General features: G+C 62.8%; 31 protein-coding genes. 10 read left to right on the forward strand and 21 right to left on the reverse strand.

Annotated elements, in window-relative coordinates:
* From B3H86_RS07740 to rimP, 4 genes are all read right to left on the reverse strand, one after another.
* Positions 1-328, reverse strand: a 328-nt coding sequence (locus B3H86_RS07740) for a translation initiation factor IF-2 associated domain-containing protein (RefSeq protein ID WP_292052612.1), incomplete at its 3' end; no start/stop codon positions are given.
* 107 nt (positions 329-435) lie between these two features.
* Positions 436-1,110, reverse strand: a complete 675-nt coding sequence (locus B3H86_RS07745) for an RNA-binding protein (protein ID WP_292052614.1) — start codon at positions 1,108-1,110, stop codon at positions 436-438.
* 18 nt (positions 1,111-1,128) lie between these two features.
* Positions 1,129-2,850: a transcription termination factor NusA gene (gene nusA, locus B3H86_RS07750; RefSeq protein WP_292052617.1), complete on the reverse strand. Its 1,722-nt coding sequence runs from the start codon at positions 2,848-2,850 to the stop codon at positions 1,129-1,131.
* The gene (gene rimP / locus B3H86_RS07755; RefSeq protein ID WP_292052619.1) at positions 2,850-3,440 is read right to left on the reverse strand and encodes a ribosome maturation factor RimP; all 591 of its coding nucleotides are present in this window, start codon (positions 3,438-3,440) and stop codon (positions 2,850-2,852) included. The genes nusA and rimP overlap by 1 nt, the downstream gene beginning before the upstream one ends.
* Before the next feature lie 166 nt (positions 3,441-3,606).
* On the opposite strand from rimP, the gene B3H86_RS07760 reads away from it, so the two are divergent.
* Positions 3,607-4,149 (forward strand): biotin transporter BioY, encoded by a 543-nt coding sequence (locus tag B3H86_RS07760; RefSeq protein WP_349679846.1) that lies wholly within the window; start codon positions 3,607-3,609, stop codon positions 4,147-4,149.
* Here B3H86_RS07760 and trmB read toward each other — a convergent pair.
* Both trmB and htpX read right to left on the reverse strand, forming a co-directional pair.
* Positions 4,127-4,858 (reverse strand): tRNA (guanosine(46)-N7)-methyltransferase TrmB, encoded by a 732-nt coding sequence (gene trmB / locus B3H86_RS07765; protein WP_292052622.1) that lies wholly within the window; start codon positions 4,856-4,858, stop codon positions 4,127-4,129. The genes B3H86_RS07760 and trmB overlap by 23 nt on opposite strands.
* A 57-nt stretch (positions 4,859-4,915) precedes the next feature.
* Positions 4,916-5,890 (reverse strand): zinc metalloprotease HtpX, encoded by a 975-nt coding sequence (gene htpX, locus B3H86_RS07770; protein ID WP_292052624.1) that lies wholly within the window; start codon positions 5,888-5,890, stop codon positions 4,916-4,918.
* Between the two features lie 86 nt (positions 5,891-5,976).
* Between htpX and B3H86_RS13900 the strand changes: the two genes are divergently transcribed.
* On the forward strand, positions 5,977-6,258 hold the full coding sequence (locus B3H86_RS13900) for a DUF1674 domain-containing protein (RefSeq protein WP_312820747.1): 282 nt from the start codon (positions 5,977-5,979) through the stop codon (positions 6,256-6,258).
* Positions 6,259-6,336: 78 nt separating this feature from the next.
* Here B3H86_RS13900 and pyrF read toward each other — a convergent pair whose 3' ends face one another.
* On the reverse strand, positions 6,337-7,080 hold the full coding sequence (pyrF, locus tag B3H86_RS07780) for an orotidine-5'-phosphate decarboxylase (RefSeq protein ID WP_292052626.1): 744 nt from the start codon (positions 7,078-7,080) through the stop codon (positions 6,337-6,339).
* 99 nt (positions 7,081-7,179) lie between these two features.
* On the opposite strand from pyrF, the gene B3H86_RS07785 reads away from it, so the two are divergent.
* Positions 7,180-7,875, forward strand: a complete 696-nt coding sequence (locus B3H86_RS07785; RefSeq protein WP_292052629.1) for a MarC family protein — start codon at positions 7,180-7,182, stop codon at positions 7,873-7,875.
* A 45-nt stretch (positions 7,876-7,920) separates the two neighbouring features.
* Here B3H86_RS07785 and B3H86_RS07790 read toward each other — a convergent pair whose 3' ends face one another.
* From B3H86_RS07790 to glpK, 4 genes are all read right to left on the reverse strand, one after another.
* Positions 7,921-8,724, reverse strand: coding sequence for an SDR family NAD(P)-dependent oxidoreductase (locus tag B3H86_RS07790; RefSeq protein ID WP_292052633.1), 804 nt, complete (start codon positions 8,722-8,724; stop codon positions 7,921-7,923).
* Positions 8,725-8,760: 36 nt separating this feature from the next.
* Positions 8,761-9,231 (reverse strand): Rrf2 family transcriptional regulator, encoded by a 471-nt coding sequence (locus tag B3H86_RS07795; RefSeq protein ID WP_292052638.1) that lies wholly within the window; start codon positions 9,229-9,231, stop codon positions 8,761-8,763.
* Between the two features lie 94 nt (positions 9,232-9,325).
* On the reverse strand, positions 9,326-10,399 hold the full coding sequence (locus B3H86_RS07800) for a phosphotransferase family protein (RefSeq protein ID WP_292052642.1): 1,074 nt from the start codon (positions 10,397-10,399) through the stop codon (positions 9,326-9,328).
* A 24-nt stretch (positions 10,400-10,423) separates the two neighbouring features.
* On the reverse strand, positions 10,424-11,929 hold the full coding sequence (gene glpK / locus B3H86_RS07805; protein WP_292052645.1) for a glycerol kinase GlpK: 1,506 nt from the start codon (positions 11,927-11,929) through the stop codon (positions 10,424-10,426).
* A 45-nt stretch (positions 11,930-11,974) separates the two neighbouring features.
* Here glpK and B3H86_RS07810 point away from each other — a divergent pair, with 45 nt between their 5' ends.
* Both B3H86_RS07810 and B3H86_RS07815 read left to right on the forward strand, forming a co-directional pair.
* On the forward strand, positions 11,975-12,949 hold the full coding sequence (locus B3H86_RS07810; RefSeq protein ID WP_292052648.1) for a threonine ammonia-lyase: 975 nt from the start codon (positions 11,975-11,977) through the stop codon (positions 12,947-12,949).
* A 68-nt stretch (positions 12,950-13,017) separates the two neighbouring features.
* On the forward strand, positions 13,018-13,491 hold the full coding sequence (locus B3H86_RS07815; protein WP_292052651.1) for a MaoC family dehydratase: 474 nt from the start codon (positions 13,018-13,020) through the stop codon (positions 13,489-13,491).
* Here B3H86_RS07815 and B3H86_RS07820 read toward each other — a convergent pair.
* From B3H86_RS07820 to B3H86_RS07830, 3 genes are all read right to left on the reverse strand, one after another.
* Positions 13,445-14,431 carry a hypothetical protein gene (locus B3H86_RS07820; RefSeq protein WP_292052654.1) on the reverse strand — a complete coding sequence of 329 codons (987 nt, stop codon included), beginning with the start codon at positions 14,429-14,431 and terminating at the stop codon, positions 13,445-13,447. The two genes, B3H86_RS07815 and B3H86_RS07820, sit on opposite strands and share 47 nt — an antisense overlap.
* Positions 14,432-14,500: 69 nt before the next feature.
* A complete protein-coding gene (locus B3H86_RS07825) occupies positions 14,501-15,421 on the reverse strand; it encodes a Gfo/Idh/MocA family protein (protein WP_292052656.1) in 921 nt (306 codons plus the stop codon).
* A 5-nt stretch (positions 15,422-15,426) separates the two neighbouring features.
* A complete protein-coding gene (locus tag B3H86_RS07830; RefSeq protein ID WP_292052949.1) occupies positions 15,427-16,587 on the reverse strand; it encodes a DegT/DnrJ/EryC1/StrS family aminotransferase in 1,161 nt (386 codons plus the stop codon).
* Between the two features lie 207 nt (positions 16,588-16,794).
* Here B3H86_RS07830 and B3H86_RS07835 point away from each other — a divergent pair, with 207 nt between their 5' ends.
* A complete protein-coding gene (locus tag B3H86_RS07835; protein ID WP_292052659.1) occupies positions 16,795-17,304 on the forward strand; it encodes a D-glycero-alpha-D-manno-heptose-1,7-bisphosphate 7-phosphatase in 510 nt (169 codons plus the stop codon).
* Positions 17,305-17,365: 61 nt separating this feature from the next.
* On the forward strand, positions 17,366-18,241 hold the full coding sequence (locus B3H86_RS07840; protein WP_292052661.1) for an alpha/beta fold hydrolase: 876 nt from the start codon (positions 17,366-17,368) through the stop codon (positions 18,239-18,241).
* 44 nt (positions 18,242-18,285) lie between these two features.
* Here B3H86_RS07840 and B3H86_RS07845 read toward each other — a convergent pair whose 3' ends face one another.
* Together B3H86_RS07845 and B3H86_RS07850 are read right to left on the reverse strand one after the other, a co-directional pair.
* Positions 18,286-18,510, reverse strand: coding sequence for an alkylphosphonate utilization protein (locus B3H86_RS07845; protein WP_292052665.1), 225 nt, complete (start codon positions 18,508-18,510; stop codon positions 18,286-18,288).
* A 62-nt stretch (positions 18,511-18,572) separates the two neighbouring features.
* Positions 18,573-20,639, reverse strand: coding sequence for an NAD(+) synthase (locus B3H86_RS07850; protein ID WP_292052669.1), 2,067 nt, complete (start codon positions 20,637-20,639; stop codon positions 18,573-18,575).
* Positions 20,640-20,724: 85 nt separating this feature from the next.
* Between B3H86_RS07850 and ftsY the strand changes: the two genes are divergently transcribed.
* From ftsY to B3H86_RS07865, 3 genes are all read left to right on the forward strand, one after another.
* Positions 20,725-21,660: a signal recognition particle-docking protein FtsY gene (gene ftsY, locus B3H86_RS07855; protein WP_292052672.1), complete on the forward strand. Its 936-nt coding sequence runs from the start codon at positions 20,725-20,727 to the stop codon at positions 21,658-21,660.
* Between the two features lie 6 nt (positions 21,661-21,666).
* The gene (locus B3H86_RS07860) at positions 21,667-22,278 is read left to right on the forward strand and encodes an inner membrane-spanning protein YciB (protein ID WP_292052675.1); all 612 of its coding nucleotides are present in this window, start codon (positions 21,667-21,669) and stop codon (positions 22,276-22,278) included.
* A 149-nt stretch (positions 22,279-22,427) separates the two neighbouring features.
* Positions 22,428-23,015 (forward strand): MarR family winged helix-turn-helix transcriptional regulator, encoded by a 588-nt coding sequence (locus B3H86_RS07865; protein WP_292052677.1) that lies wholly within the window; start codon positions 22,428-22,430, stop codon positions 23,013-23,015.
* Here the strand turns inward: B3H86_RS07865 and B3H86_RS07870 are convergent.
* From B3H86_RS07870 to B3H86_RS07890, 5 genes are all read right to left on the reverse strand, one after another.
* A complete protein-coding gene (locus B3H86_RS07870; RefSeq protein WP_292052679.1) occupies positions 23,012-23,236 on the reverse strand; it encodes a hypothetical protein in 225 nt (74 codons plus the stop codon). The two genes, B3H86_RS07865 and B3H86_RS07870, sit on opposite strands and share 4 nt — an antisense overlap.
* A gap of 67 nt (positions 23,237-23,303) precedes the next feature.
* Positions 23,304-23,855, reverse strand: a complete 552-nt coding sequence (locus tag B3H86_RS07875) for a DsbE family thiol:disulfide interchange protein (protein WP_292052681.1) — start codon at positions 23,853-23,855, stop codon at positions 23,304-23,306.
* On the reverse strand, positions 23,855-24,010 hold the full coding sequence (gene ccmD / locus B3H86_RS07880; protein WP_292052684.1) for a heme exporter protein CcmD: 156 nt from the start codon (positions 24,008-24,010) through the stop codon (positions 23,855-23,857). The genes B3H86_RS07875 and ccmD overlap by 1 nt, the downstream gene beginning before the upstream one ends.
* Positions 24,011-24,024: 14 nt before the next feature.
* Positions 24,025-24,744 carry a heme ABC transporter permease CcmC gene (gene ccmC / locus B3H86_RS07885; protein WP_292052687.1) on the reverse strand — a complete coding sequence of 240 codons (720 nt, stop codon included), beginning with the start codon at positions 24,742-24,744 and terminating at the stop codon, positions 24,025-24,027.
* 74 nt (positions 24,745-24,818) lie between these two features.
* The gene (locus B3H86_RS07890) at positions 24,819-25,838 is read right to left on the reverse strand and encodes an adenosine kinase (RefSeq protein WP_292052689.1); all 1,020 of its coding nucleotides are present in this window, start codon (positions 25,836-25,838) and stop codon (positions 24,819-24,821) included.
* Between the last annotated feature and the right edge of the window lie 59 nt (positions 25,839-25,897).

Here is a 25,897-nt window from a genome sequence, read left to right on the forward strand (position 1 = left end):
GGCGGCGGGCTTCCATTTCCTCGGCGGAAAGGCCACCGGCATTGGACTGGCCGCGCGGCGCGTTGCCGCGCGGTGCATTGCCGTCCTGACGCGGGCGAGCAACATCAAAGCCCTGAGGGCGCTGATGGCCGCCACCAGCGCCCGGGCGGCGCTTGGTTTCGACAACAACCGTCTTCGACCGGCCGTGGCTGAAGCTTTGCTTCACCGTACCGGTCGAGACCGAGCCTGCAGCCCGCGGCTTCAGAGTCAGCGGGGCGCGTGCGCCGCCTTGGGAAGGCGCATTGCCAGGGGTCTTGCCGTCGTTGGTTTTGTCGTTTTCGTCGCTCATCCGGTCGCTTTACTTGTGACGGAGAATTCCGCCTTCGTCTTTCATACCCATACACGAATGCGGCCCCGCCTCCTTAACCGGAGGCTGGTCCACACCCACCAAACCCGTCAGGGCTCTCCTTCGGAACCTTGGTCCCGAATATCCTCCGCGGCGTCGCCTGTGTCCAACCGGCGCCAATCCTGGGGATGGAGAAGCCTGAAACCCGCCAGTCGCTCGACCTCTTCGGTCCAGCGCGCAGCGCGCCCGCCTTTCAGCAGGACGGCGTGTATCGCATTTTCCAGCCCAAGGGCCAAACTCAATTCATCCGCACTGAACGCGCCGCATATTTTCGGCGCCGGAGACACATGTCTCGCTAGGGCTATCAGCTTATTGCGGCCATCTGGGGACCCGTCGGACGCTTCCAGCATCCATGCGGCCTTACCACTGCGGATCGCAGCAGCGGATTTTTCAAACCCAGAGATAAGTACGCCTTCGCGTCGGGCAAGGCCCAACTGGTCCAAACAACGCTTTACCAGCAGTTTTTCGACCATATCCGACAGATCGGCTGCCGGTTTCAGCGGGGCCTTGGCGGCCCGCGCGAACATATTCTTCTTTACTGCCGCATCGATGGAGGCGCGATCGGCCGCGACCCAAAGGCCGCGACCGGGCAGTTTGCGCGCCAAGTCGGGATAAACCGCGCTGTCCGGACCGGCAACGAAGCGGATCAGACGAGACTCATCGAGAACCTGGCGGGACACCAGATCCTGACGCTCTCTATCGATCAGCACCTCGGAAACAGTCATGAACAGCAGCGGTCCTCATCACGCGTCTTGGGGTTCGTCGGTGTCGCCTTGCGGCTCACCGGCTTCAACTTCGCCTTCGGCGAGGTCGTATTCACCGTCAAAGGCTTCTTCGCCTTCGATCTCTTCTTCGTATTCCGGCTCGACCTGCGGCAGTTCCGAAGCGTCGATCCAGCCAGCAGCCACACGGGCTTGCAGGATCAGCAGTTCGGCCGCTTCCTGCGACAGGTTGAAGCTTTCCAGAACACCGGCAACCTTCACACGCTCGCCGCCGCGGATTTCAACACCGCCACGGATTTCGTCGGTGGCCAGGTCAGCCAGGTCTTCCACGGTCTTCACGCCACCTTCGCCGAGGGCAACAGCCATCTGCGGGGTGATGCCCGGAACTTCCAGCACGCCGTCCTCGACACCCAGCGCCTTGCGCTTGTTGTCCAGTTCGGTGGCCTGACGCTCCAGATACTCGCGGGCGCGGGTTTGCAGCTCGTCGGCGGTTTCCTCGTCGAAGCCTTCGATCTCGGCCACTTCGTAAGCCTCGACATAGGCGAGGTCTTCCACGGTGGCGAAGCCTTCGGTCACCAGCAGCTGGGCGATGGTTTCATCGACGTCCAGAGCTTCCTGGAACAGGGCGGTGCGCTCAGCGAATTCCTTCTGGCGACGTTCGGAGTCCTGCGTCTCGGTGATGATGTCGATCTGCCAGCCGGTCAGTTGCGAGGCCAGACGCACGTTCTGGCCGCGACGGCCGATGGCCAGCGACAGTTGATCGTCCGGAACCACGACTTCAACGCGGTCGGCGTCTTCGTCCAGAACCACCTTGGACACTTCAGCCGGAGCCAGAGCGTTCACGATGAAGGTCGGCTCGTCATCAACCCACGGGATGATGTCGATCTTCTCGCCTTGCAGTTCGGCCACAACGGCCTGAACGCGCGAACCGCGCATACCCACGCAGGCACCGACCGGATCGATCGAGCTGTCGTTCGACAGCACGGCCATCTTGGCGCGCGAGCCAGCGTCGCGGGCGGCGGCGCGGATTTCGATCACGCCGTCATAGACTTCCGGCACTTCCTGCGAGAACAGCTTGGCCATGAAGCCCGGATGGGCACGCGACAGCATGACCTGAGGGCCCTTGGCCTCGGGACGGACGTCGTAGATGTAGGTGCGGATGCGGTCGCCGATGTTGAACACTTCACGCGGGATCGACTGGTCGCGGCGCATGATGCCTTCGCCACGGCCCAGATCCACGATGGTGTTGCCGTATTCGACGCGTTTGACCGTACCGTTGACGATCTCGCCGACGCGGTCCTTGAACTCTTCGTACTGGTTGGCGCGCTCGGCTTCGCGGACCTTGCCGGTCACGACCTGACGGGCCATCTGGGTCTGCACGCGGCCGAACTCGAACGGCGGCAGGTTTTCGATGTATTCCTTGCCGACAAAGGCTTCCGGATCGCGCTTGGAGGCGTCACGCAGACGCACCATGGCGCTGTCGTTGAACTCTTCCAGCTCGTCTTCCGGCTGCCAGTCGTCGGCCACAACCGTGGTGTGACGGGTCAGCGAAAGCTCACCGGTCTTGTGGTCGATCTTGGCGCGGATGTCGTGGTGCGCGCCATAGCGCGACTTGGCACCTTTCTGGATCGCTTCCTCGATCGCGTCGATCACGATCTCGCGGTCGATGTTCTTTTCACGCGCGACAGCGTCGGCGATCGAGAGCAGTTCCAGACGGTTTGCGGAAATTCCGGTCACGGCCATCAGGCTTCGTCCTTGGACAGGTCAGGGTTTTCGGTATCCGGCGCGCCTTCCGGCAGGCCGTCATCTTCGGGCTCGCCACGGGCGGCACGCAGGGATGCGCCACGCTTGAGCAGTTCGTCGGTCAGCACCAGCTTGGCATCGGCCAGCCAGGCGAACGGGATAAGGGCGGTGTCTTCCTCGCCGTCGAGGTCGATGGCGATGTCCTCGCCTTCGGTACCGGCCAGAATGCCTTTGAAGCGCTTGCGGCCTTCGACCATGCGGTCGGTTTCAAGGCGGGCCTCATAGCCTTCGAACAGGTCGAAGTCCGACAGACGGGTCAGCGGACGGTCGATACCCGGCGAGGACACTTCCAGCAGGTATTCGCCGGCAATCGGATCGGCGGCGTCAAAAACTTCGGAAACGGCACGCGACAGACGGGCGCATTCCTCGACCGAGATGTCGTGGTCCACCTTGCGTTCGGCCATGATCTGCAGACGACGACGCAGGGTGCCGCCCATCAGGCGCACGCGTACCACCGCCAGCCCCTGGCTGTCGGCGATAGGGTCGATCATCTCGAGAAGAGCACGGTCTTCTGCGGTTTTGGCCCGCACGCGGAACCTCCGGAAAAACAAAAGCGACGGACCGTCCGGACCGCCGCTGGAAACGACGTCGTTGGACGTCGGCCTAACGATGTGGAGGCTCATATAGGGCAAACAGGCCGTCTTGTCAGCCCTTAAACGCTTGCAGCCCTACCGAACCGCGTGTTTCAGAAACCGGATGAAGGATTTCGCGCCCCGTTTGATCGCCCTCGTCGCCTTCGCCATTCTCATGGCTCTCGGGGCCCAGATCGATGTGCCGATGCATCCGGTCCCGATGACCATGCAGTCGTTTGCCATCTTTCTGGCAGGACTGTGCCTGGGTCACAGAGACGGTTTTCTGGCCGTACTGGTCTATCTGGCAGCAGCAGCAGCGGGCCTGCCAGTTCTTGCCGAAGGGGCTTCGGGGCTGAAGCCGTTCACGGGAGCGACGGCGGGATACATCTACGCCTTCCCCGTCGCCGCCCTGCTGGCGGGGCTCTGGGTCCGCGCGGGGCAAAGCCGCCCCCGGATACTGCGCCCCTGGTGGATCATCGCCGCCCTGTTTGCCCTGCACCTTCTGCTGCTCGGCATGGGGACGGCCTGGCTGGCGACGCAAATCCCGCTTGCCGATGCCATCAGCGGCGGCTTCACCCCCTTCCTGATCGGGGCGGGCGTAAAATCGCTGCTTTGCTGGCTGGTCTGGGCGATCCAGCGCCGGTTCAGACGCGGCGGAACTGGATGAAGATCGGGTCGGTGTCGCCCAGCTTCTTTTCCTCGTAGCGGGTCACGAAGTGATCCGACGGCGGCACGAACCAGTCCTGCCCTTCCGTCTCGATACGCTCCAGCCCCTCGGTGCGCAGCAGGCGCTCCAGCGTCCATTCGGCATAGTCGAACCAGTCGGTGACGAAGCGCACCACGCCGCCCGGCTTCAACAGACGGGTGATTTCCTGGGCCGTCTCGTCCTGCAGGAAGCGGCGTTTGTTGTGGCGGGCCTTGTGCCACGGATCGGGGAACAGGATCATCACGCGATCCAGCGAGGCGTCCGGCAGGGCCGACATGACCGCGCGGGCATCATCGGCATGCAGGCGGACGTTCTTCAGATCGCCCTCCTCGACGTGACGCAGGGCCGAGGCCACGCCGTTCAGGAAGGGCTCGCAGCCGATCATCAGGGTGTCGGGGTTCTGCGCCGCCTGATGGGCCAGATGCTCGCCACCACCGAAACCGATTTCCAACCACGCACCTGTCGCTTCGGGCATCATGGCCTTGGGGTCGATCGGGCCCAGCTTGGGGTCCGGCACGGCGATCTGCGGCATCAGTGTGTCGAACAGCGCGGCCTGACGGTTCTTGATCGGGCGCGACTTGATGCGTCCGAACGAGCGCAGCGGACCGTTGGGCTTGGCCCAGTCGGGACGGTCGTTGGTGTTGTCGGGGGTGTCGGGCGTATCGGTCATGTGCGCGCCCCTAGCCGATTAAGCGCGCGCACGCAAAGTGTAGGAAGGCCTAAAGTCTCAGCTCCAGGGCCCGCGTGGACCATCCTGTGGTGTAGCGGGCACGCTGGTCTGCGAGGCGGAACGGGTCGGCGGCGCGCCGGTCCCGGCAAACCCCTGCGCAGTATTGCGCGGGGTACGGCCCATCTTCATCGCCAGTTCCATCAGGGCCCGCACACGGTTGTGGGTCGCCGGGTGGGTCGAGAACAGGTTGTCCGCGCCCTTCCCGTTCAACGGGTTGATGATGAACATATGGGCCGTGGCCGGATTGCGCTCGGCCTGCGGATTCATATTGCCGCGGGCATAGGCTTCGATTTTTTGCAGGGCGCTGGCCAGAGCATCGGGATCGTTGGCGATCTCGGCGCCAACGCGGTCGGCCTCGTATTCGCGTGACCGGCTGATGGCCATCTGAACCAGACCCGCCGCCATTGGTGCCAGCAGCATCAGGGCGATGGTGCCGATCATGCCGCCCGGACGGTCACGGTCATTGCCGCCAAAGAACATGGCGAAGTTGGCCAGCATCGAGATGGCACCGGCAATCGTTGCCGTGATCGTCATCGTCAGGGTGTCACGGTTTTTAACGTGGGCCAGTTCGTGGGCCATCACCCCACGGATTTCGGCGCGGGTCAGCATGTCGAGCAGGCCGGTGGTCGCAGCCACCGCCGCATTCTGGGGGTTGCGGCCCGTAGCAAAGGCGTTCGGCTGATTGTTCGGAATGATGGTGATCTTGGGCAGGGGCATGCCCGCATCCAGCGCCATCTGCTTGGTATCGGCCACATAGGCGCGCACCACGGCATTGGGATGGCTCTCGTCCACCACCTCGGCCTTGTACATCTTCAGGACGATCTTGTCGGCGTTCCAATAGGAGAACAGGTTCATCCCGATGGCTATCAACAGGGCGATGGCCATGCCTCCCTCGCGGCCGATCATGAAACCCACCCCCATGAAAAGGGCGGTCATCGCGGCCAGCAATGCGAAGGTCTTGAGATGATTCATTGGGCTTTAGTCGTCAAAGTGGGTGGCACAAGCGTCCTTATCCCCTATTTGATCATCTAACTCCCCGCTCTCAAGACGGTGCCCCTGTGACCGAACATCCCACCCCATCGTGCGGCTGCGCCTCGCACAACTGCGACACACACGCCGAAGCCGAAGCTCCCCGACCGGCCTTCAACGAGGATGTTCCGCATGCCACGCGCGAGCGTCCGCTGACCGAAGCTGCGCGCCGAGCCTTGCTGGAAGCGGCAGAGCGCCGTGCCGTGGACCTGTCGGCACAGCAAAATCCGACCGAAGTCGGTGGCCGCAAGGGGCCGGAACCGACCCGCTTTGGCGACTGGGAAAAGAAGGGCATCGCTATCGACTTCTGAAGATAGCGCGACGGACAGCGACCTTCCGCCGCAGGCAGGAAAAACAACGGCGGCCCGCATGGAGCCGCCGTTATGCGTTCAGCCTGTACAGACCCGCGCGATTTCGCGTGTAATGGCCCGGGCCGCCGCACGGGGGTCGCTCGCCGCCGTGATCGGACGGCCGATGACCAGATGTGTCGCGCCGCCCAGAAGAGCCGCTTCCGGACTGGCGATACGCATCTGATCGTTCAGGTCAGCCCCCAAGGGCCGTACACCGGGCGTAACAACCAGAAAATCATCCACGCCGCGAATGCGGGCGGCCTCGCGGGCAGCGGCAGCCTCGACCGGACTGGATACAACCCCGTGGATACCGGCATCCAATGCCTGCTGAACACGAAGCCCCACCAGTTGCTGGGCATTCAGTGTGTGGTCGTCGGCCTTGAGGTCTTCATCCGTCAGGCTGGTCAGCACCGTCACGCCAAGGATTTTCAGGTCTGAGCCGGCGGCCCCGCGGGCTGCCGCTGCCATCACCTGCGGACGGGCATGTACTGTCAGCAGATCGCAACCTGACTCCGCCAGAACCGCCGTGGCCTTTTCAACCGTCACGCCGATGTCATGGAGCTTCCAGTCGAGGAATATCTGCGCGCCCGAGGCCTTCAGCTCTCGCGCCAGCGCCATGCCATCAGAGGCAAACAGCTGCAGACCGATCTTGTAGAAGCCCACCGCATTACCGATGCGCTCGACCAGCGCCCGCGCCTCGTCGGCCGTCGGCACGTCCAGGGCGCAAATGACACGCGGGTCGAAAGGACGGTCGGCGAGGTCGTTATTGACGGCTTCTGACATTTTGGACCTCTGTGCGGGTTGCAGCCACAAGAATATACCCCGATAGGAGAACTATAGGGGCGCCAAGGGCGCATAGGCTGTTTTTGATGAGGCGAGGCGATGAACGCCAGCGAACTGGGTGTCAACCTCTTCGTGACGCTGTTTGCGTTGTTGGACCCGATCGGGAACCTGCCAATCTTTGCCGCCGCGACGGTTGGAGCCACCCTGCGCCAACGTGTTTCGGTGTCGTTCCTTATCTGTCTGTTCGCCGCAGCCTTTCTGGCCTTCTTCCTGTTTACGGGTCTGGGTCTGCTGCAATTCTTCGGAATCTCGCTGGCGGCATTCCGCATCGCGGGCGGTATTCTGTTGCTCTTCCTGGGTCTGGATATGGCCCGCGAAGACTTCCTCAAGATGTTCGCAGACACCGATATCACCCATGACAAGGCCGATGTACGCGGTTATGCCCGCCGCCGCTTCCAACGTCTGGTGGTGCCGTTCGCCATCCCGCTGATGATCGGCCCGGGTGCCATTTCGGCTGTCATCATCAATGCTGGCGAGGCCGCCAAACTGGGTGCCATCGGCATGACCTGGTCGATGGCGGCCATTGCTGCCGCAGCCTTTGTGTCTTTCATCTGCTTCTCGATGACCGGCTGGCTGAGCCGGATTCTGGGCGAAGTCGGCATGGCCATCATTGTGCGCGTGCTGGGCCTGATCCTGTGCGCGCTGGCGATCCAGTTCATCCTGATGGGTCTGGGCGAGGCCCTGCCCGGCATGATCAGCTCGGGCGTGACCACGCCCTATCCGTCGGGTCACTAGTTCACATGACAACGGCGGCTCCTGCGGGAGCCGCCGTTTTCAATTTCAGATCCGTTCAAGCGCCTTGGCGTGTTTGGCCGCTGTGTTCAGCCCCATCCGGTCCGGCATCAGCTTGCTGATCGTCGCCAACACCCGATAGCGCTTGCCCGGAATGATGCGCGGCCTGTCGGCTTCGACCGCGTCCCAGCCGTCCTGTGCCACGCGCTCGGCGCTCAGCCACATCCATTTCGGATAGGCCTTGGACACCTGATCGCGCGAACCGTTCACATCGTGGAACTCGGTATAGGTATAGCCGGGGCAGAGCGCGGTGACGTGCACACCCTTGCCGCGGTTTTCGATCCAGAGCCCTTGGGAGAAGCGGATCAGGAAACTCTTGATCGGGCCATACAGCGTGTCGCCGCCGGTGGCCTGAAGGAAACCCGCCATCGACGCCACATTCAGGATGCGGCCCCAGCCGCGTTCCTGCATGCCCGGCATCCATACGCGGGACAGTTCGACCGGTACGGTCAGCATCACACGCAACATGGCGGCCTGCGCCTCCGGCGGGGTTGTGACAAATCCCTTGGTGTTGCTGAAGCCCGCATTGTTGATCAGGCCATCCACCGTCAGCCCCTTTGCGGCGACGGCAGCGACCAGTTTCTGCGAGGCATCCGGTTCGGCAAGGTCCGCCGTGATGACATGGGCCTTGATACCGTGGGCCTCCTCGACCTCTGCCGCCAAGGCGCTCAGCGGGGCTTCGCGGCGGGCGATCAGTATCAGGTCATAGCCCTTGGCGGCACAGACCCGCGCCAGCGCCGCGCCAATCCCTGCCGATGCGCCTGTGATGGCAATCGTGCGTCGTGCCGTCATCCGTCCCTCTCCTAAGCGGATGCTATGTCAGTAATCTCAGGCCGCCTGCGGACAGGAGGCGTGCGGTGCAAACCCGCGCAGGCACTCCGGATCCTCGGCCAGAAGGTCCGCAATGGTGATCTTGGCCAGCGCCTCTGCAGCAGCAGTATCTGCGGCGGTCAGGGCCTTGGCCACCTGACGCGGTATGTGCTGGCCGATCGGACAGCCCTTGGCGCCTTCGGGGGTCGAGCCGAGATGGGCGCAACCGTTCACAGCCCGCAGAACCTCATCCAGATGGATCGTTTCGGGGCGACGCAGAAGCCATGAACCACCGCTGGCTCCCGGACGTGTTGCGATCAGGCCTGCCTTGGCCAGCAAGGCCGTGACGCGACGGATGACCACCGGATTGGTCGGCACGGATGCCGCCAGCACAGCGCTCGGCGCAGCATCCTTGGCCTCATACGCCCCCTTGTGGGCCAGATAGGCCAGGGCGTGGGCGGCGACCGGGAATTTTTGGCTGTCAGACATGATGCATAACTCTCCGGCTTATAAAGTAGGCTGTCGCAGGGGGTTTCACAAACCGATCTGCATCAGATTCTGTTTCTTTTTGCGAGTTCTGACCCTAAGCTCCTGCCTTTACAGCATATTTCCACGCGGCATCAGACAAAGGTTTAACCTGTGCCGCCATGAGTCTGGCGTGTTCGCTGGCGGCGGTTCCGTCGCGCACGCGGCCCGCTATTCCCTGACAGATGGCGGCCAGACGGAAGAGATTATAGCTCAATAGCCATTCGAGATTGCCCGGTGTGCCCCACCCCGTCGCCTTGCCATACCGGTCGGCCAGCGCCTCTATAGACGGAATGCCCAGACCTTCGATGTCGGCGCCGTTCAGACCGTTTCGAAGCTCCGCCGGAATGGCATAGGCGATCAGCAGATAGGAAAAGTCGGCCATCGGATCGCCCAGCGTCGATAGTTCCCAGTCCAGCACGGCCTGAACGCGGGGCTCGGTGGGATGCAGGATCATATTGTCCAGACGCCAGTCGCCATGAACAATGCGGCTCGGCCCCTCGGGCGGCAGGGTTGCGGGCAGGAACTCCATAAGCCTGTCCATCTCCGGTACGGCCACCGTCTCCGATGCGCGATACTGTTTGGACCAACGGGCCACCTGACGGGCGAAGTAGTTCCCCGGCTTTCCATAGTCACCCAGACCTATGACCTGCGGATCGAGGCGATGTAGCGCCGCGAGAGTATCCACTTGAACGAACCATATTTCGCGACGCTGTTCAGGTGTCAGTCCGGGCAGTTTCAGGTCCCAATAGATACGGCCCTCGACCTTTTCCATCACATAGAAGATCGAGCCGATGACGGTTTCGTCCTCGCACAGCCCATAGGGTCGCGCGACCGGAAACCCCTGCCGGTACAGGGCGCTGATCACGGCGAACTCGCGGTCCACGGCATGGGCGCTGGCCAACAGAGTGCCCGGCGGCTTGCGGCGCAGGACATATGAACGTGAAGGCGTGACCAGTTCATAGGTCGGGTTCGACTGCCCGCCCTTGAACTGCCTGACCTCGATCGGGCCAGCAAAACCTTCGACATTGGCGTTCAGCCATTCGAGCAAAGCCGCCTCGTCCAGCCGGTAGCGGGGATCAACCTCGCGCGTACCCGAAAAGGCTTTCTGAGCATCCAGGACTTCGGTCATACCGTCCCTCCCCTTCAATGGTCTTCAGTCTGCGTCAGAGGCCGCAACGATGGCCGCCTTGACCGCCCTGCGCCATCCCTTGATGAGTTTCAGGCGTTCGGACGCCTCCATCCCCGGCTTCCAGATGGCGGGGGCCGTTTGCGGCGGTGACCACAGCTCGGCCGTCAGGCCACAGCCGAAGGCCGCCAGCCGTGCCGCCCCCAGTGCCGTCATTTCCTGAAACGACGGACGCTCGACCTCGATGTCGCAGATGTCGGCGATGAACTGCATGACGAAGGCATTGGCCGTCACCCCGCCATCGACCTTGAGCCGCTTCATCGGCGGGGCACCGTCCTTTTGCAGTGCTTCGAGAAGGTCGTTGGTCTGGTAGGCAAGGCTCTCCAGAGCCGCCCGCACCAGATGGGCCGGACCGCTGTCACGGCTGAGACCGATGACAGTGCCGCGCGCATCCGGCTCCCACCACGGAGCGCCCAGACCTGTAAAGCCCGGCACCAGATAGACACCGCCATTGTCGTCAAGCGTCTGTGCCACCGCTTCGGATTGCCGCGAGTCCGAAATGGCCTTCATGCCGTCGCGCAGCCACTGCACCGCAGAGCCCGCCGAAAAGATCGAGCCTTCCAGCGCATAATGGACCGTGCCGTCCGCCGCCCAGCCCATTGTCCCCAACAGACGGGCTTCAGAGCGGACGATCTTCTGCCCTGTGTTAGCCACCAGAAACGCGCCTGTGCCATAGGTGATCTTGGCATCGCCCGCTTCCAGTGCCCCGTGGCCCACGAGGGCCGACTGCTGATCGCCCGCGACCCCGTGGATCGGCAGGGCACGCCCCAACAGTGAAGGCTCGCAATCACCGAAAGCGCTGTCGCTCGGTTTGATTTCAGGCAGGGCTTCGATCGGAACATTGAACAGGTCGCACAACGGCGGCGACCACTGCATCATCTCCAGCGCCATCAGATTGGTACGCGCCGCATTGGTCACATCGGTGACGTGCGACGCTCCATCCGTCAGCTTCCACATCAACCAGCTGTCGATGGTGCCCAGTTTGATCTCGCCCGCCCGTGCGCGTTCGCGACCGTCCTTGACCTGATCCAGCAGCCACGAGAATTTGGACGCCGAAAAATAGGGATCGAGGATCAGCCCTGTCTGCTCGCGCACCCTATCCTCGTGACCGGCCTCGACCAGTCGCTCCATCTCGGCGGCGGTACGGCGGTCCTGCCAGACGATAGCGCGGTGTAGAGGCTGGCCGGTTCGGGCGTCCCAGATGACGGAGGTTTCGCGCTGGTTGGTTATGCCGACGGCAGCGAAACGCTCGACGCTGCCGGACTTCTTGATCACCTCGCGGCAGGTTTGCAGCACCGCCCGCCAGATCTCTTCGGCGTCATGCTCGACCCAGCCTGAATGGGGGAAATGCTGGGCCAGTTCGATCTGGCTGACGGCCAGCACCGAGAACACGCCCTTGGGCGAAACCTCAAAGGCAATGGCACGGGTCGAGGTCGTGCCCTGATCGATCGACAGGACGAGATCATGTTTCATGAGGGTAACTATGCAGATGTCACAGTTACCCGTTAAGGAAAAACTATGCGCAGTCCTTCGTATTCCGGCGTGATCGACGCCGCCCGCCAGATCGCTCCCGCCGCCGTCCGCACCCCCGTTATCGAGCATCCTGCCCTGAATGACGCCGTGGGCGGACGGGTACTGATGAAGGCCGAGACATTCCAGGTCGCCGGTGCGTTCAAGTTTCGCGGGGCCTATAACCGCATCAGCCGTCTGAGCGAAGAAGAGCTTACACGCGGCGTGGTGGCTTTCTCGTCGGGCAATCACGCGCAGGGTGTGGCCGCCGCAGCCAAGATGGCGGGCACCCGATCCATCATCGTCATGCCGTCCGACAGCCCCAAGGTGAAGGTCGATGGCGTTCGCCACTTCAGCGGCGAGGTTCGCTTCTATGACCGCTGGACCGAGAGCCGCGAGGATATCGGGGCCGCCATCGCCAAGGAACGCGGCAGCATCCTCGTGCCGCCGTTTGACGACCCTTACATCATCGAGGGTCAGGGCACCTGCGCGCTGGAACTGCTCGACGATGCCGATGCCCCCATCGACCAGTTGCTGTGCGGGGCCTCGGGCGGGGGACTGCTGGCCGGTATCAATCTGGTCATGGCCGAACGCAGCCCCGGCACCGCCGTCCATGTCGTAGAGCCCGAAGATTTTGACGACACCCGCCGCTCGCTGGAAGCGGGCGAGCGCACCGCCCATCCGCAGGGCAAACCGTCCATCTGCGATGCGCTGATGGCCCCCATGCCGGGGGAGCTGACCTTCCCGATCAACCGCCGTCTGGCCGGGGCGCTTACCGTCTCGGATACCGAGGTGGCCGAGGCCATGCGTTTTGCCTTCCGCTGGCTGAAGCTTGTGATCGAACCGGGGGGAGCGGTTTCTCTGGCGGCGCTGCTTTCGGGACGGATCGACGCCGGCGACAGGACCACTGCCATCATCCTGTCCGGCGGCAATGTCGATCCTGATCAGTTCGGAGACATCATAGGCGGTCGCTTCGCGGGCTAGTTGCCCTCACTTGCATTTGCGTAAACGACGCGCAAACCTGACCTCATATAACAAGGGGAGGTTAGGTCATGACATCTGCACAGGATTTGCCGTCGCTTATCGGGTCCGAGGTCGGCCTTAGCCGATGGTTCGAAATCGATCAGGACCGCATCAACGCCTTTGCCAAACTGACAGAGGACGAGCAGTTCATCCATGTCGATCCCGACATGGCACGCCACACCCCTTTTGGCGGCACCATCGCCCACGGCTTTCTGACGCTCAGCCTCGGCTCGGCCATGAGCTATGACGCCGTAAAGCCCGTGGACGGTGTGGTCATGGGCGTGAACTATGGCTTTGACCGTCTGCGCTTCCTCGCGCCCGTCAGGGCCGGCAAACGTGTGCGCGGCCGGTTCGTACTCAAAAATGCCGAGAACAAGGGCAGCGACGGCGGCATCACCCGCTGGCTGCTGACCCATGAGATGACGGTCGAGATAGAAGGCGAGGACAAGCCCGCCCTTATTGCGGACTGGCTGTCGATGCAGATGGTGCGTGAAGAAGGCTGAGATCACGCGGCCTGAACCCTCTGCAAATCCATGCACAGGCCAGGGCCGCCAACGCGCCGACGACGAACATAGCCCCCAAGCCGTACGCGATGCTTCCCCATAAGCCGTGCTCGCGTCCCAGCAAATATACCAGCAACGGCGTCTGGACAGAGACCGCTGAAAACACGCCACCTAATGCAGTGGTGTAAGTGCACCAGCGCCACGTACTTAATGTTCCACGTGAAACCAAGCCGCTGAAAAACCCCGTGATTAGGGCTGAGACAAAGCCCATTGGGGCAAGGACAAACAGGACAGAGGCCAGCCTGACCATCCCGGCGGCAAAGCTGATCGAGTTCGGGCCACTTGGGGCCACGCTCAAGCTGAAGGCCAACATAAAAATCAAGGTGCCGATGATCGGGCCGAGTATCGAAAAGGCAAAGGTCAGACCCAGAAGCGTGCCGCGATTTACGGCAGGCCGGGCGCGGGGCGCTTCATATTCCACCGCATCTGGATGATCCTGGGCCAAAGGGCGCCACCGCATCATGAACCGTGCCGTCCCGGCCCCTGCCACTGCACCGCTGGCGATCGTGATCATCCAGATCCACGACCACCACCAGACATCATGGAAGCGGAGCACGAGCGGCGCATAGGAAAACACACCCAGCAGGCTTCCGATCAAAGCCCCGCGCATGATCCACAGGCGCGGCGTCGCGGTCTTTCTTGACACCAAGGTCCCTATCGCACCGAACAGCATTCCGACCGGCACAAAAACCCATCCCGTGGCGATGGCATAAAAGGGCAGCGCTGGCACAGCAAAGAGTGCAATGCCTATGGGCAAATCCCCATAGGCCGTTGTCTTCGCCAGATAGATGGAACCGACAACAAGGCGGTACAGGAACGGATAGGCCAGCGCCGAAACGCCCACCATCAGCGCAAATGATCCCCTGCCCCAAGCCTTCATCATCGGTACCAAATAAAAACGGCGACCCGATCCGGATCGCCGCTTTCATATCAATGATGTCTGAAGAACTTATTCCGCGAGGCAGCGCAGGGCCACTTCAAGGTTCCGCAGGCCGTCCTCGCCGGTAACAGCGGGGGTTTCGCCCGTGGCGATCGCCGAGGCGAAGGCTTCCAGCTCCTTCTTCAGCGGCTCGTTGGGCCAGCTGTTCAGCATGCGGGTCGAGTACGAACCGTCTGGCTGCTGACCGAAGTATTCGGTGACCTGACGGGTGATCAGGTCGGCAACCACGAAACGCGACTTGGTGGCGACCTGCAGGGTGCGGGTCTTGTACGGCGTCACCCAGTTGGTGGTGATGTGGGCGATGGTGCCGTTTTCCATACGGAACTGCAGCAGGGCCGAGTCCTCGCGCAGGGCGTGGGTGTGGCCCAGCAGCGATTGCACATCCGACATTTCCGAGCCGGTCAGGTGGCGGATGATGTCAATGTCGTGCACCGCCAGATCGATCACGACGCCAACGTCGCCCATACGCGGCGGGAACGGGCCCACGCGGGTGATCTGGATCGAGATGATTTCGTCATCGGCGATGGCGCGTTTGACGGTTTCGACCGCCGGATTGAAACGCTCGACATGGCCGACCATCAGCACGCGGTTGTTGGCGCGGGCCGCATCGATGATGCGCTGGGACTCTTCAACGGTCGGGGCGATCGGCTTTTCGACCAGAACGTGGATGCCACGCTCCAGCAGGGCCACAGCCGTTTCGGCGTGGAAACGGTTCGGTGTTGCGACAATCGCCGCTTCGATGCCCGACGCGGCAAAAGCGTCGATGTCGGTATAGGCGGTCGCCTCATAGGCGGCGGCCACTCCGTCGGCGGTCACGCCATCCGGATCGAATACAGCCGACAGGTCGAACTCGCGCATATCGGCGGCGACGCGGGCGTGGTTGCGGCCCATGACGCCGACACCGGCGACACCCAGTTTCAGAGCGTTCATATCAATTAGCCTTTGAACGAGATGACAGCGGCGATGATCTTGTCCTGGGTCGCCTCGTCCAGATCCGAGTGCATCGGCAGGCTGATGACAACATCCTTCAGGCGCTCGGTTTCCGGCAGACCACCGGCACCGCGCGGGAAGGCTTCATACGCCGGCTGCATGTGCAGCGGGATCGGGTAATAGACCGCGGTCGGGATGCCTTGCTCCTTCAGGTGCGCGGCCAGGGCGTCGCGGTTCGGGTGTTCGATGGTGTACTGCGCCCAGTTGGAGATGTTGCCTGCCGGTACATCCGGCACCTTGGCGACGTGGGCGCGCAGACCCTCGTTGTAGCGGGCGGCGATACGGTTGCGCCACTCGATCTCCTGACCGAAGACCTTCAGCTTTTCGATCAGGACAGCGGCCTGGATGGTGTCCAGACGGCTGTTACGGCCGATACGCATGTTCAGGTATTTCGGGTCGTGGTCGAAGGTACGATCCTTCAGGTCCACAGCCACCGCCTTGCCGTGCACGCGCACCGAGTCCAGCAGCTGGGCCAGCTCGTCGTCATTGGTCAGAACGGCGCCGCCGTCGCCATAGCAGCCCAGCGGCTTGGCCGGGAAGAAGCTGGTGGTGGTGACATCGGCCCATTCAAGCGGGTGCTTGCCGTCCACGGTGCAGCCAAAGCCCTGGGCCGAATCCGAGATCAGCTTCAGACCGTGCTCATCGACAATCTTCTTGATGGCCGGATAGTCAGCCGGCTGACCGAACAGGTCCACGGCGATGACCACGCGCGGGGTCAGGCGACCCTCGGCCTTGATGGCGTCGATGGCAGCGGCCAGCTTGGCCGGATCCATGTTGTAGGTGACCGGATCGACGTCAACGAACACCGGCTCGGCACCGAACCACGGCACGACCTCGGCGGTGGCGGCGAAGGTGAAGCTGGGCACAAAGACGGCGTCGCCCGCACCGATTTCCCACGCCATCAGCGGCAGGGCCAGTGCGTCGGTACCGTTGGCGCAACCCAGCGCGTGCTTGGCCTTGCCGAAGGCAGCCAGATCGGCCTCGAATTGGCGGACCTGCGGGCCCATGACCCACGCACCACCGACGACAGCCTCGGCCACAGCAGCCTCAATCTTGCCATCCAGACGCAGACGCTGGGCTTGAAGGTCAATAAACGGGATCATGATTTTCGCTCTCCACACGGTCGGGGGCGGCACCCACGCGGGCGCGACAATATTCTGGCGACGGTCTAGCAAAACCTCGCACCCGATCAAAACGCCACGGGGTCACTTCGCGTTGCCGGATGCAACGAAGCTGTAACAATCACAGCGTTCCCAAAAGAGCCGCAGCGGGCTATCCAACCCTATCCTCCCTGACTGAACAGGTTTGCCCCTATGAGCCGCCCAGCCGCTTTTCTCGACCGCGACGGTGTCCTGATCCACGATTGCGGTTATCCGCACCGACCGGATCAACTGCAGATGATGCCCGGCGCCGCTGCGGCGGTGAAGAAGCTCAATGATGCAGGCTATGTGACGGTCATTGTGACCAACCAGTCGGGTATTGCGCGCGGGTACTTCTCCGAGGACACCATGCACGCCTTCCACAAGCTGCTGCTGGCGGAACTGGACAAGGGCGGGGCGAAAATCGACGCCATCTATTTCTGCCCCTTCCACAAGGTGGCGGTGGAAGCGCGTTACGAGCACCCCAACCACCCCGACCGCAAACCGAACCCCGGCATGCTTTTGCGCGCCGCAGCGGATCTGGATCTGAAACTCGACGAAAGTTCCATCATGATCGGGGACAATCTGTCGGACATGGAAGCCGCCAGAAACGCCGGAGTACGGGGCTTTCACTTCCTTGGCGGTGACCTCGAGGCCTTCGTCTCGACCATAGTCGGCGGCTGATCGACAATTCCCTATGGGATGAATAACCTGAGGCTAATTCAATGCCGAGGGGTCGTCCTATATGTCTAGTGCCGCGTTTTCAGAGTTTTTTTGGACCAGCCGTGATGGTCTGAGACTCTATGGTCGCGACTACGCCCCGAAAACCGACGCCGGCAAGCTGCCTATCATCGCCATTCATGGCCTGACCCGTAACAGCACCGATTTCGGCAGCATCGCCCGCATTCTTCAGAATGAGGGCTATCGGATTATCGCCATCGATGTGCGCGGTCGGGGCAAGTCGCAGTATGCGGCCGATCCGATGACCTATGTCCCGACGACCTATGCCTGTGATGTCGTCGATCTGCTGGATCATCTGTCCATCGACAAGGCGATATTCCTGGGTACATCGATGGGCGGACTGATCACCATGTGTCTGGCGGCGCTGAAGCCGGATGCCATCGCCGCCGCCATCCTCAACGACGTCGGCCCCGAGGTCGCGCCCGAAGGACTGGCCCGCATCGCCGCCTATACCGGCAAGCCCGTTGTGATCGAAAACTGGGACGACGCGACCGAATACGCGCGCCAGATCAACGAGGTCGCCTTCCCCCACTACGACCGGAGCGACTGGGAAGCCTTCGCCCGCCGCATCTTCAAGGAAGATGAGAACGGTGTGCCGGTTCTGGCCTATGATCCCGACATTTCCGCGCCGATCCGTGCGGCGGGTTCGGGCGCGCTTGTGCCGGACCTGTGGCCGCTGTTCCGCGTTCTGGCCGAGCGCCCGACCCTGATCGTGCGCGGCGGCACCTCTGACCTGCTGAACACCGCCATTGCGGGCCGCATGATCATGGAAGGCAAGAACACCCGACTGATCGAGGTGCCCGACATCGGCCACGCCCCGATGCTGGACGAGCCGGAAGCCAGCGAGGCCATCCTGAATTTCCTGTCGGCCTTGAACTGACAAAGCAAAAGGGGCGCTGGTGACAGCGCCCCTTTTTCAATGGGTCAGGCCTTTTTGACGAACTCGGTCCGCAGGACGAGGCCGCGTACCTTTTCGACATTGGCTTCGATCTCATCGGGATCGCCGGTCAGGCGGATCTTCTGGACCTTCGTGCCGCGCTTCAGCGTGACGCCGCCGGAGCCCTTGACCTTGAGGTCTTTGATGAGGGTGACGCTGTCGCCGTCTTTGAGCTCTGCGCCGTTGCTATCGCGTGTGATTTCGTCGGTCATTTTCGCCCTCTAGCGAACCGCCCCGCTCCAAGTCCAGAAAAACCTTGCTCAAGGCAGGGTTTTTATTTCACCGCCGACAGGGTGACCGGCGGCAGGTTGGCGTCCAGCTCGTCCAGCCACACCCGCGCAGAGGAATCCGATGGTGCCCGCCAGTCGCCGCGCGGTGACAGCGAGCCGCCCGTGACCACCTTGGGCCCGTTCGGCACGGCGGAGCGTTTGAACTGGCTGGTCTGGAAGAAGCGGATCAGGAATTTGCGTAGCCAGAAACGGATCGTCTCCAGATCGTACTGGACCATCTCTTCCTCGGGCGTGCCGACGGGCCATAGCCCCCTCTCCCGCTCGCTCCATGCCTGTTGCGCCAGATAGGCGACCTTGGACGGGGCCATGCCGAAACGGCTGATGTGGAAGAGGAAGAAGTCGTTCAGCGCATAGGGCCCGACCGTGCCCTCGGTGGACTGGATCTTGCCGTCGCTACCTGCGGGCACCAGTTCCGGCGAGATTTCGGTCGCGAGGATGGAATAGAGCGTCGGAGCGGCCTCCTCGCCCACCAGCTTCCTGTCCGCGACCCAGCGGATCAGATGCCGGATCAGGGTTTTGGCTACGCCGCCATTGACGTTGTAGTGGCTCATGTGGTCGCCAACGCCATAGGTGCACCACCCCAGCGCCAGTTCCGACAGATCGCCCGTGCCCAGCACAAAGCCGTTGTTGTGGTTGGCCAGACGGAACAGATAGTCGGTGCGAAGTCCCGCCTGAACGTTCTCGAAGGTCACGTCATAGACCGGCTCGCCCTTGGCAAAGGGGTGGCCGATGCCTTCCAGCATGGCGCTGGCGGCGGGGCGGATATCGATCTCGTGGCCGGACACCTGCAGCGCCTTCATCAGCGCCCAGGCATTCGACTTGGTGCCGTCGGAGGTCGCAAAACCCGGCATGGTATAGGCCAGAATCCCCGTGCGCGGCAGGTTCAGACGATCAAACGCACGGCACGCCACCAAGAGGGCCTGCGTGGAATCCAGCCCGCCCGACACACCGATCACCAGAGTTTTCGAGCCCGTCGCCGTCATACGGCGCATCAGGCCCTGAACCTGAATGTTGAAGGCCTCGAAACAGTCCTGATCCAGCTTTGTCGCGTCGTCTGGCACGAAGGGGAAGCGGTCCATCGGACGGATCAGCCCGCCCGACGGGCCTTCGGCGGCGATGAAGGGAACCACGGTCGCCACCTCGCCCTCATGGCGGGCGCAGTCGGCGAAGGTCCCGTTGCGAAGGCGGTCCAGACCGATCCGGTCCACATCCACATCGGCGATCGTCAGGTGGCTTTCCAGCGCGAAGCGCTCGCCCTCGGCCAGTTTGGCACCCAGTTCATAGACGGTCGCCTGACCGTCCCATGCCAGATCGGTCGTGCTCTCCCCCCAACCGGAGGCGGCAAACACATAGGCCGACAGGGTGCGGGCCGACTGGCTGGCGCACATCAGGGCACGGTCCTCGGACTTGCCGATGACGATGTTGGAGGCCGACAGGTTGCAAAGGATGCGCGCCCCCGCCAGTGCGGCACGCGTGGACGGCGGCTGCGGGGCCCAGAAGTCCTCGCAGATCTCGACGGCAAAGGTGAAGCCCGGACGGTTGGCCGCCTCGAACACCAGACCCGGCTGGAAGTCCACTTCCTCGCCGTTCAGCACCACCACATCCTCGGTGCGCGAGGCCGCGGGCGCGAACCAACGCTTCTCGTAATATTCGCGGTAGTTCGGCAGATAGGACTTCGGCACCACGGCCAGCACCTCGCCGCCCGACAGCACCACCGCACAGTTGAACAGGGCATCGCCCTGACGGATCGGCGCGCCGACCACGGCCACCAGTCCGGCCTCTCCCACCACTTCGGAAATGCGGGCGATCTGGCGCTCGACCTCGTTCAGCAGCGGGGCCTGATGGTGCAGGTCGTCGATGGCATAGGCGCTGATCGACAGTTCGGGAAAGACGATCAGATCAACTTCGGACTCCGCCGCCTGTTCGATCAGCCGGATATGCTCGTCGGCATTGGCGACAGGATCGGCGATGTGAACCACAGGCGTTGCCGCCGCCACACGGACAAAGCCATGGGTGCGGGCGTGGTAGAAGTCGTGGGTGGTGCGGGCCATCAAGCTTTCCAATGCGCGAAACCAACTTCATATCCATATAGGTTCGCGCGTGACCTGAGAACCGCACTCCGCTAGAGCAGTGATTATGAGCGATACGCCGAAAAAAGGCTGGTTCCAGCGCCTGAGCGAGGGGCTGTCCCGGTCCTCCAAACAGATGACCGAACAGGTCGTCTCCGCCTTCGTCAAAGAGCCCCTTTCCGAAGAGGCGCTTGAACGACTGGAAGAGCACCTGATCGAAAGCGATCTTGGCCCTGCGGCCTCCGCCCGCATCGTGGAGCGTTTCCGCGCCCTGCGCTTCGGCAAGGAGTCCAACGAGCGCGAGATCAAGGAAGCTTTGGCCGAAGCCGTGGCGCAGGAACTGCTGCCGCGTCAGGCCAGGTTTGACCCGCTGTCGGGTGACAAGCCCTATGTGGTGCTGTTCGTCGGCGTGAACGGGTCGGGCAAGACCACGACGCTGGGCAAGATCGCATCGGACCTGACCGCCAAGGGGGCCAAGGTCATGATCGTGGCGGGCGATACCTTCCGCGCCGCCGCCCGCGAACAGCTCAAGGTCTGGGCCGACCGCGCGGGTGCCCATTTCGAGAGCCGCCGCGACGGTGCCGATGCCGCGGGCCTTGCCTTCGATGCCTATACAAAGGCCAAGGCCGAGGGCTTTGACGTGGTGCTGATCGACACGGCGGGCCGGCTGCAGAACAAGTCCACCCTGATGGACGAACTGCTGAAGATCGTGCGTGTACTGAAAAAGGTCGATGCCGACGCCCCGCACGAGACCCTACTGGTGCTGGATGCCACCGTGGGCCGCAACGCGCTGGAGCAGGAAAAGATTTTCGGCCGCACCGCCTATGTGTCCGGCGTGGTGATGACCAAGCTGGACGGCACGGCGCGCGGCGGCGTGCTGGTGCCCGTGGCACAGGCGTCCGACGCCCCCATCAAACTGATCGGCGTGGGCGAAGGGGTCGAGGACCTTCAGGACTTCGATGCCGTCGCCTTCTCGCGCTCCCTCGTCGGTCTGGAGGACTGATTTTTCGTGTCTGAGAACAAAAAAGCCTCCAACCTGCGCCAAGCCGTCGATTTCGGCGCCCTTGTCGCCTTCATGGGCTCCTATGCCTTCCTGCGCTTTTTCAAGGGACAGGAAAGCAGCGAGGCGCTGATCTCGGCGACGTGGGTACTGGTGGGCGCTTCCCTCATTGCCCTGATCGCCGGATGGCTGCTGGAGAAACGCCTTGCGCCCCTGCCGCTGTTCAGCGGCCTGTTCGCGCTGGTGTTCGGCACCCTGACCATCTTCTTCCACGACCCGAACCTGCTGAAGATCAAGATCACGGTCCAAAATCTGGCCCTCTCCGCCATTCTTCTGGGATCGCTGGCGTTCAACAAGGCGGCGTTCAAATACCTGCTGGGCAGCGCCTTCAACCTGACCGATGCGGGCTGGAAGGGCCTGACCCTGCGCTACGGCCTGTTCTTCCTGACGGTTGCCATCGTCAATGAAGTGATCTGGCGCACCCAGACGGACGACTTCTGGGTCGCCTTCCGTGGCGGTCTCTGGATGGCTTCCGCCGCCTTTGGCATCTGGCAGGTCTTCTTCATCATGAAGCATCTGGTGAAGGACGAGGACGCGGACACCGCGCCCCCGGACCGCTAAGGCTCACAACCCGCCGATCCCCGGATCGGTGGGTTTTTCTTTCTCAGGACCGCCCGAATTTGTCAGCACACCGACGTTGAACCGTCGTCAAACTTTCAACCCTGATTGGTAGGCCTGACAGATAACAGGACATTTGCGGGAATGACGCAATGATCAAGACGGCCATACAGAAAGGTCCGGTAGCTGAATTGGCGCAATCGCCCAGCCACCTGATGCATCGCGCCCTTCAACTGTGTCTGGACATCTACGCCGAAGAAGCCGTCGAAGCGGGCCTGACCCAGCGGCAGTATGCGGTGCTTGAGGTCGCCTCCCAAAAGCAGGGCCTGACCCAGACCGATCTGGTCAAGGCCACCGGTATCGATCGTTCCACCCTGGCGGATCTTGTCAGCCGCATGATCACAAAAGGCTATCTTGAGCGCGAACGCTCGGCAGTCGATGCCCGCGCAAAAGCGGTACGTGTTTCGCAGGCCGGCCTTGCTGCGCTCGAGGCCGCGCGCCCCTGTGTCCAGGCCGCCGACAAACGGCTTCTGGCCATGCTGCCAAAGGCGAGGCGGCAAAACTTTATCGAGATCCTGCAACACCTGTCCGACGTTGCAGACGCTGCCCCTGAAGAGATCAAGGCCGCGAAGAAGGCTGCGAAAAAGGCCGACAAGGAAGCCCGTAAGGCGGCCAAACTTCTGAAAAAGTCCAAAAAGGATGACGAAGCATCCGGTCGGACCAAATCCAGGAAAGCCTAGACCCGGATATCGAGCAAACTTCCCGGACGGCGGATCGCGGGGGCCACAGGTGCAGTCTCCTCGACCTGTTCCGGCTCGGGTGCCGGTGCGGGCGTGGCTGTCGAGGGACGGAAGAATGCGGCCTGTGCTTCACGCAGGACTTTCGTGGCATTTACAGGCGCAGCGCCACCCTGCCCCGACTGGGGTGGGAAGAACGGGCGATTTGAAGCAATGGCCGACATAGGACCAAGCTTTGCTGCATCACCGCTAAATTATGGTTAACGGCTCATTCACCGTAAATGGACAGGTCTACAGGCTGGAATAGGCCGCCAAAATATCCTGACCGTCCTGCTCGCTAATGACCGGCCCCGACGCCTTGTGACGGATCACCCCATAGGCATCGACCACAAAGGTTTCGGGAACGCCGGAAATACCCAGATCCAGCCCGGCGCGCCCTTCGCGATCCACCAGCACCACATCGAACGGGTCACCCAGTTCATCCAGAAACGCCCGGGTCCTGGCCGGATCGTCCTTGTAGGCGATCCCGATGATTTTCACGCCTTTCGCCTTCAGGGCCATCAGTTGCGGATGCTCCAGACGGCAGGGCGCGCACCAGCTGGCAAAGACATTCACCACCACAGGCTTGCCGACTGCGGCTGTTTTCGGGTCCAGCATCTTTTCGGATGCCACAGCCCCTTCTAGCATAGGCAGTACAGTTTCGGGCAGAGGTTTGCCGACCAGCGCAGCCGGACGGTATTCAGCCCCCTGACCGCTATCGGCCATACGGTTCATCTGGAAGGCCAGAAAACCGCCCAGCAACACCAGAGCGACAATCGGCAGTAGCGCCATCCAACGCGACATCAGCGGACCTTCTTGTCTTGCAGGCGCGCCAGTTCGATCTTCCAGCGACGGGCCTCGATCAAGGCGCGCGCAGCCAGAGCGGCAAACACGACGGCGGTAATGCCAAAGGCGGGCCAGACGAAGGCGGCATATTTGCCCATGTCGAAATCGAGCATTCCTGTCTCTCCGGTCAGGCGTTGAAGGCCGCGCGCGCGCGCAGCGACAGGACGCGGCGGCGGCGGACTTCGGTACGGATAGCGGTCACCCAGACCGCGCCAAAGAACAGGCCATAACCTGCGATCATCGCCAGCAGGCCCGGCAGATAGGCGGCATCCACCGAGGTGCCGCCCGAACGGATCAGCGAGGCCGGCTGATGCAGGGTATTCCACCAGTCGACCGAGAATTTGACGATCGGAAGGTTGATAAGGCCGACCAGGCCCAGAACAGCGGCGGCACGCGCAGCGCGCTGTTCGTCGTCAATCGACGACCGCAGCGCCATATAGCCGATGTAGAACAGGAACAGCACCAACACGGACGTCAGGCGGGCATCCCAAACCCACCACGTCCCCCACATGGGCTTGCCCCACAGCGATCCGGTGATCAGCGCCAGCGCCGTCAGCGCCGCCCCCGGAAGGGCTGCGGCCTTGGCTGCGGCATCGGCCAGCGGATGGCGGAACACCAGCGCAAACAGGCTGGAAACCCCCAGCGCCGCATAGGCGCCCAGGCCGACAATGGCGGCGGGCACATGGATGAACATGATGCGGACGGTATCGCCCTGCTGGTAGTCCTCGGGGACGGCAAAGGCCTGAAACGTCCCGAAGGCCAGCAAGCCGACAGCCAGCATCCACAGCACTGGAACCAGCGGTGTGGTGAAACGCATGAATTTGTCGGGATTTGCGAGACCAAACATATCGCAGCGATTACTTGGCCTGAGCGTCCACGGCAAGCGGGCGCGTGAAGCACCCGCCGCCGCAAACTGTCGCCTTAGAGGGCGAGAGACTTTTCCTTGGCCAGATCGGCCAGCGACACCTGCGGGCGCGGGCCCCAGTGCGCGATCACTTCGCAAGCGGCCAGCGAGCCGAGCTTGCCGGCATCCGCCAGCGGCAGGCCGCGGGCAACGCCCAGCAGGAAGCCAGCGGCGTACTGGTCACCGGCACCGGTCGTGTCCAGCACCTTGTCGACCGGGAAGGCTGCGACAGCGTGACGTTCGCTACCGGCGATGATGACCGAACCCTTTTCGCCACGGGTCACAGCCGCGATATCGACCATAGCCGCCAGTTGGTCGGCCGCCGCGTCAAAATCTTCGGTCTCGAAAAGGGCGGCCAGTTCGGCCTCGTTGGCCAGGACGATATCGGCAGACGACTTGATGAAGTCCAGCAGTTCGGCACGCCAGCGATGGACGACAAAGCTGTCCGACAGGGTGATGGCGACCTTGCGGCCTGCCTTGTGGGCCGCAGCGGCGGCGGCTTCGAAGGCCGCGCGGGCCGGAGCCGGATCGAACAGATAGCCTTCCAGATAGACGATGGCGCTGTCGGCGATCAGGGCTTCATCGATATCGCCCACGGTCAGTTGGTTGGCCGCACCCAGGAAGGTGCACATGGTGCGCTGGCCATCGTCGGTGACGTTGATCAGGCACCGGCCTGTGCCCGCTCCGCCTTCCAGAACCGGCGTGTCGAAATGCACGCCACCGGCGCGGATATCGTGGCTGAACACTTCGCCCAGCTGGTCATTGGCGACCTTGCCGATATAGGCCGCGCGACCGCCATAGGAGGCTACGCCCGCGACCGTATTGCCTGCCGAACCACCCGAGGCCTCGACGCCCGGAGCCATCGTTTCGTACAGGGCTGCGCTCTGTGCCTCATCGACCAGTTGCATCGAGCCAGCCACCAGACCTTGCTCGGTCAGGTAGGCGTGCTCGCACGGGGCCAGAACATCCACGATGGCATTGCCAACCGCGAGAACATCGAAACGGGCGCCATCGGCGAAGGAAGGGGTTTTGCTCATGGGAAACCCCATAACCCCAGAGCGGGCGGTACGCCACATGGCGCATCCGATTTTCTGGG

Origin of the sequence: Brevundimonas sp. UBA5866 (genome assembly GCF_002432125.1) — a bacterium.
Lineage (GTDB): Bacteria > Pseudomonadota > Alphaproteobacteria > Caulobacterales > Caulobacteraceae > Brevundimonas.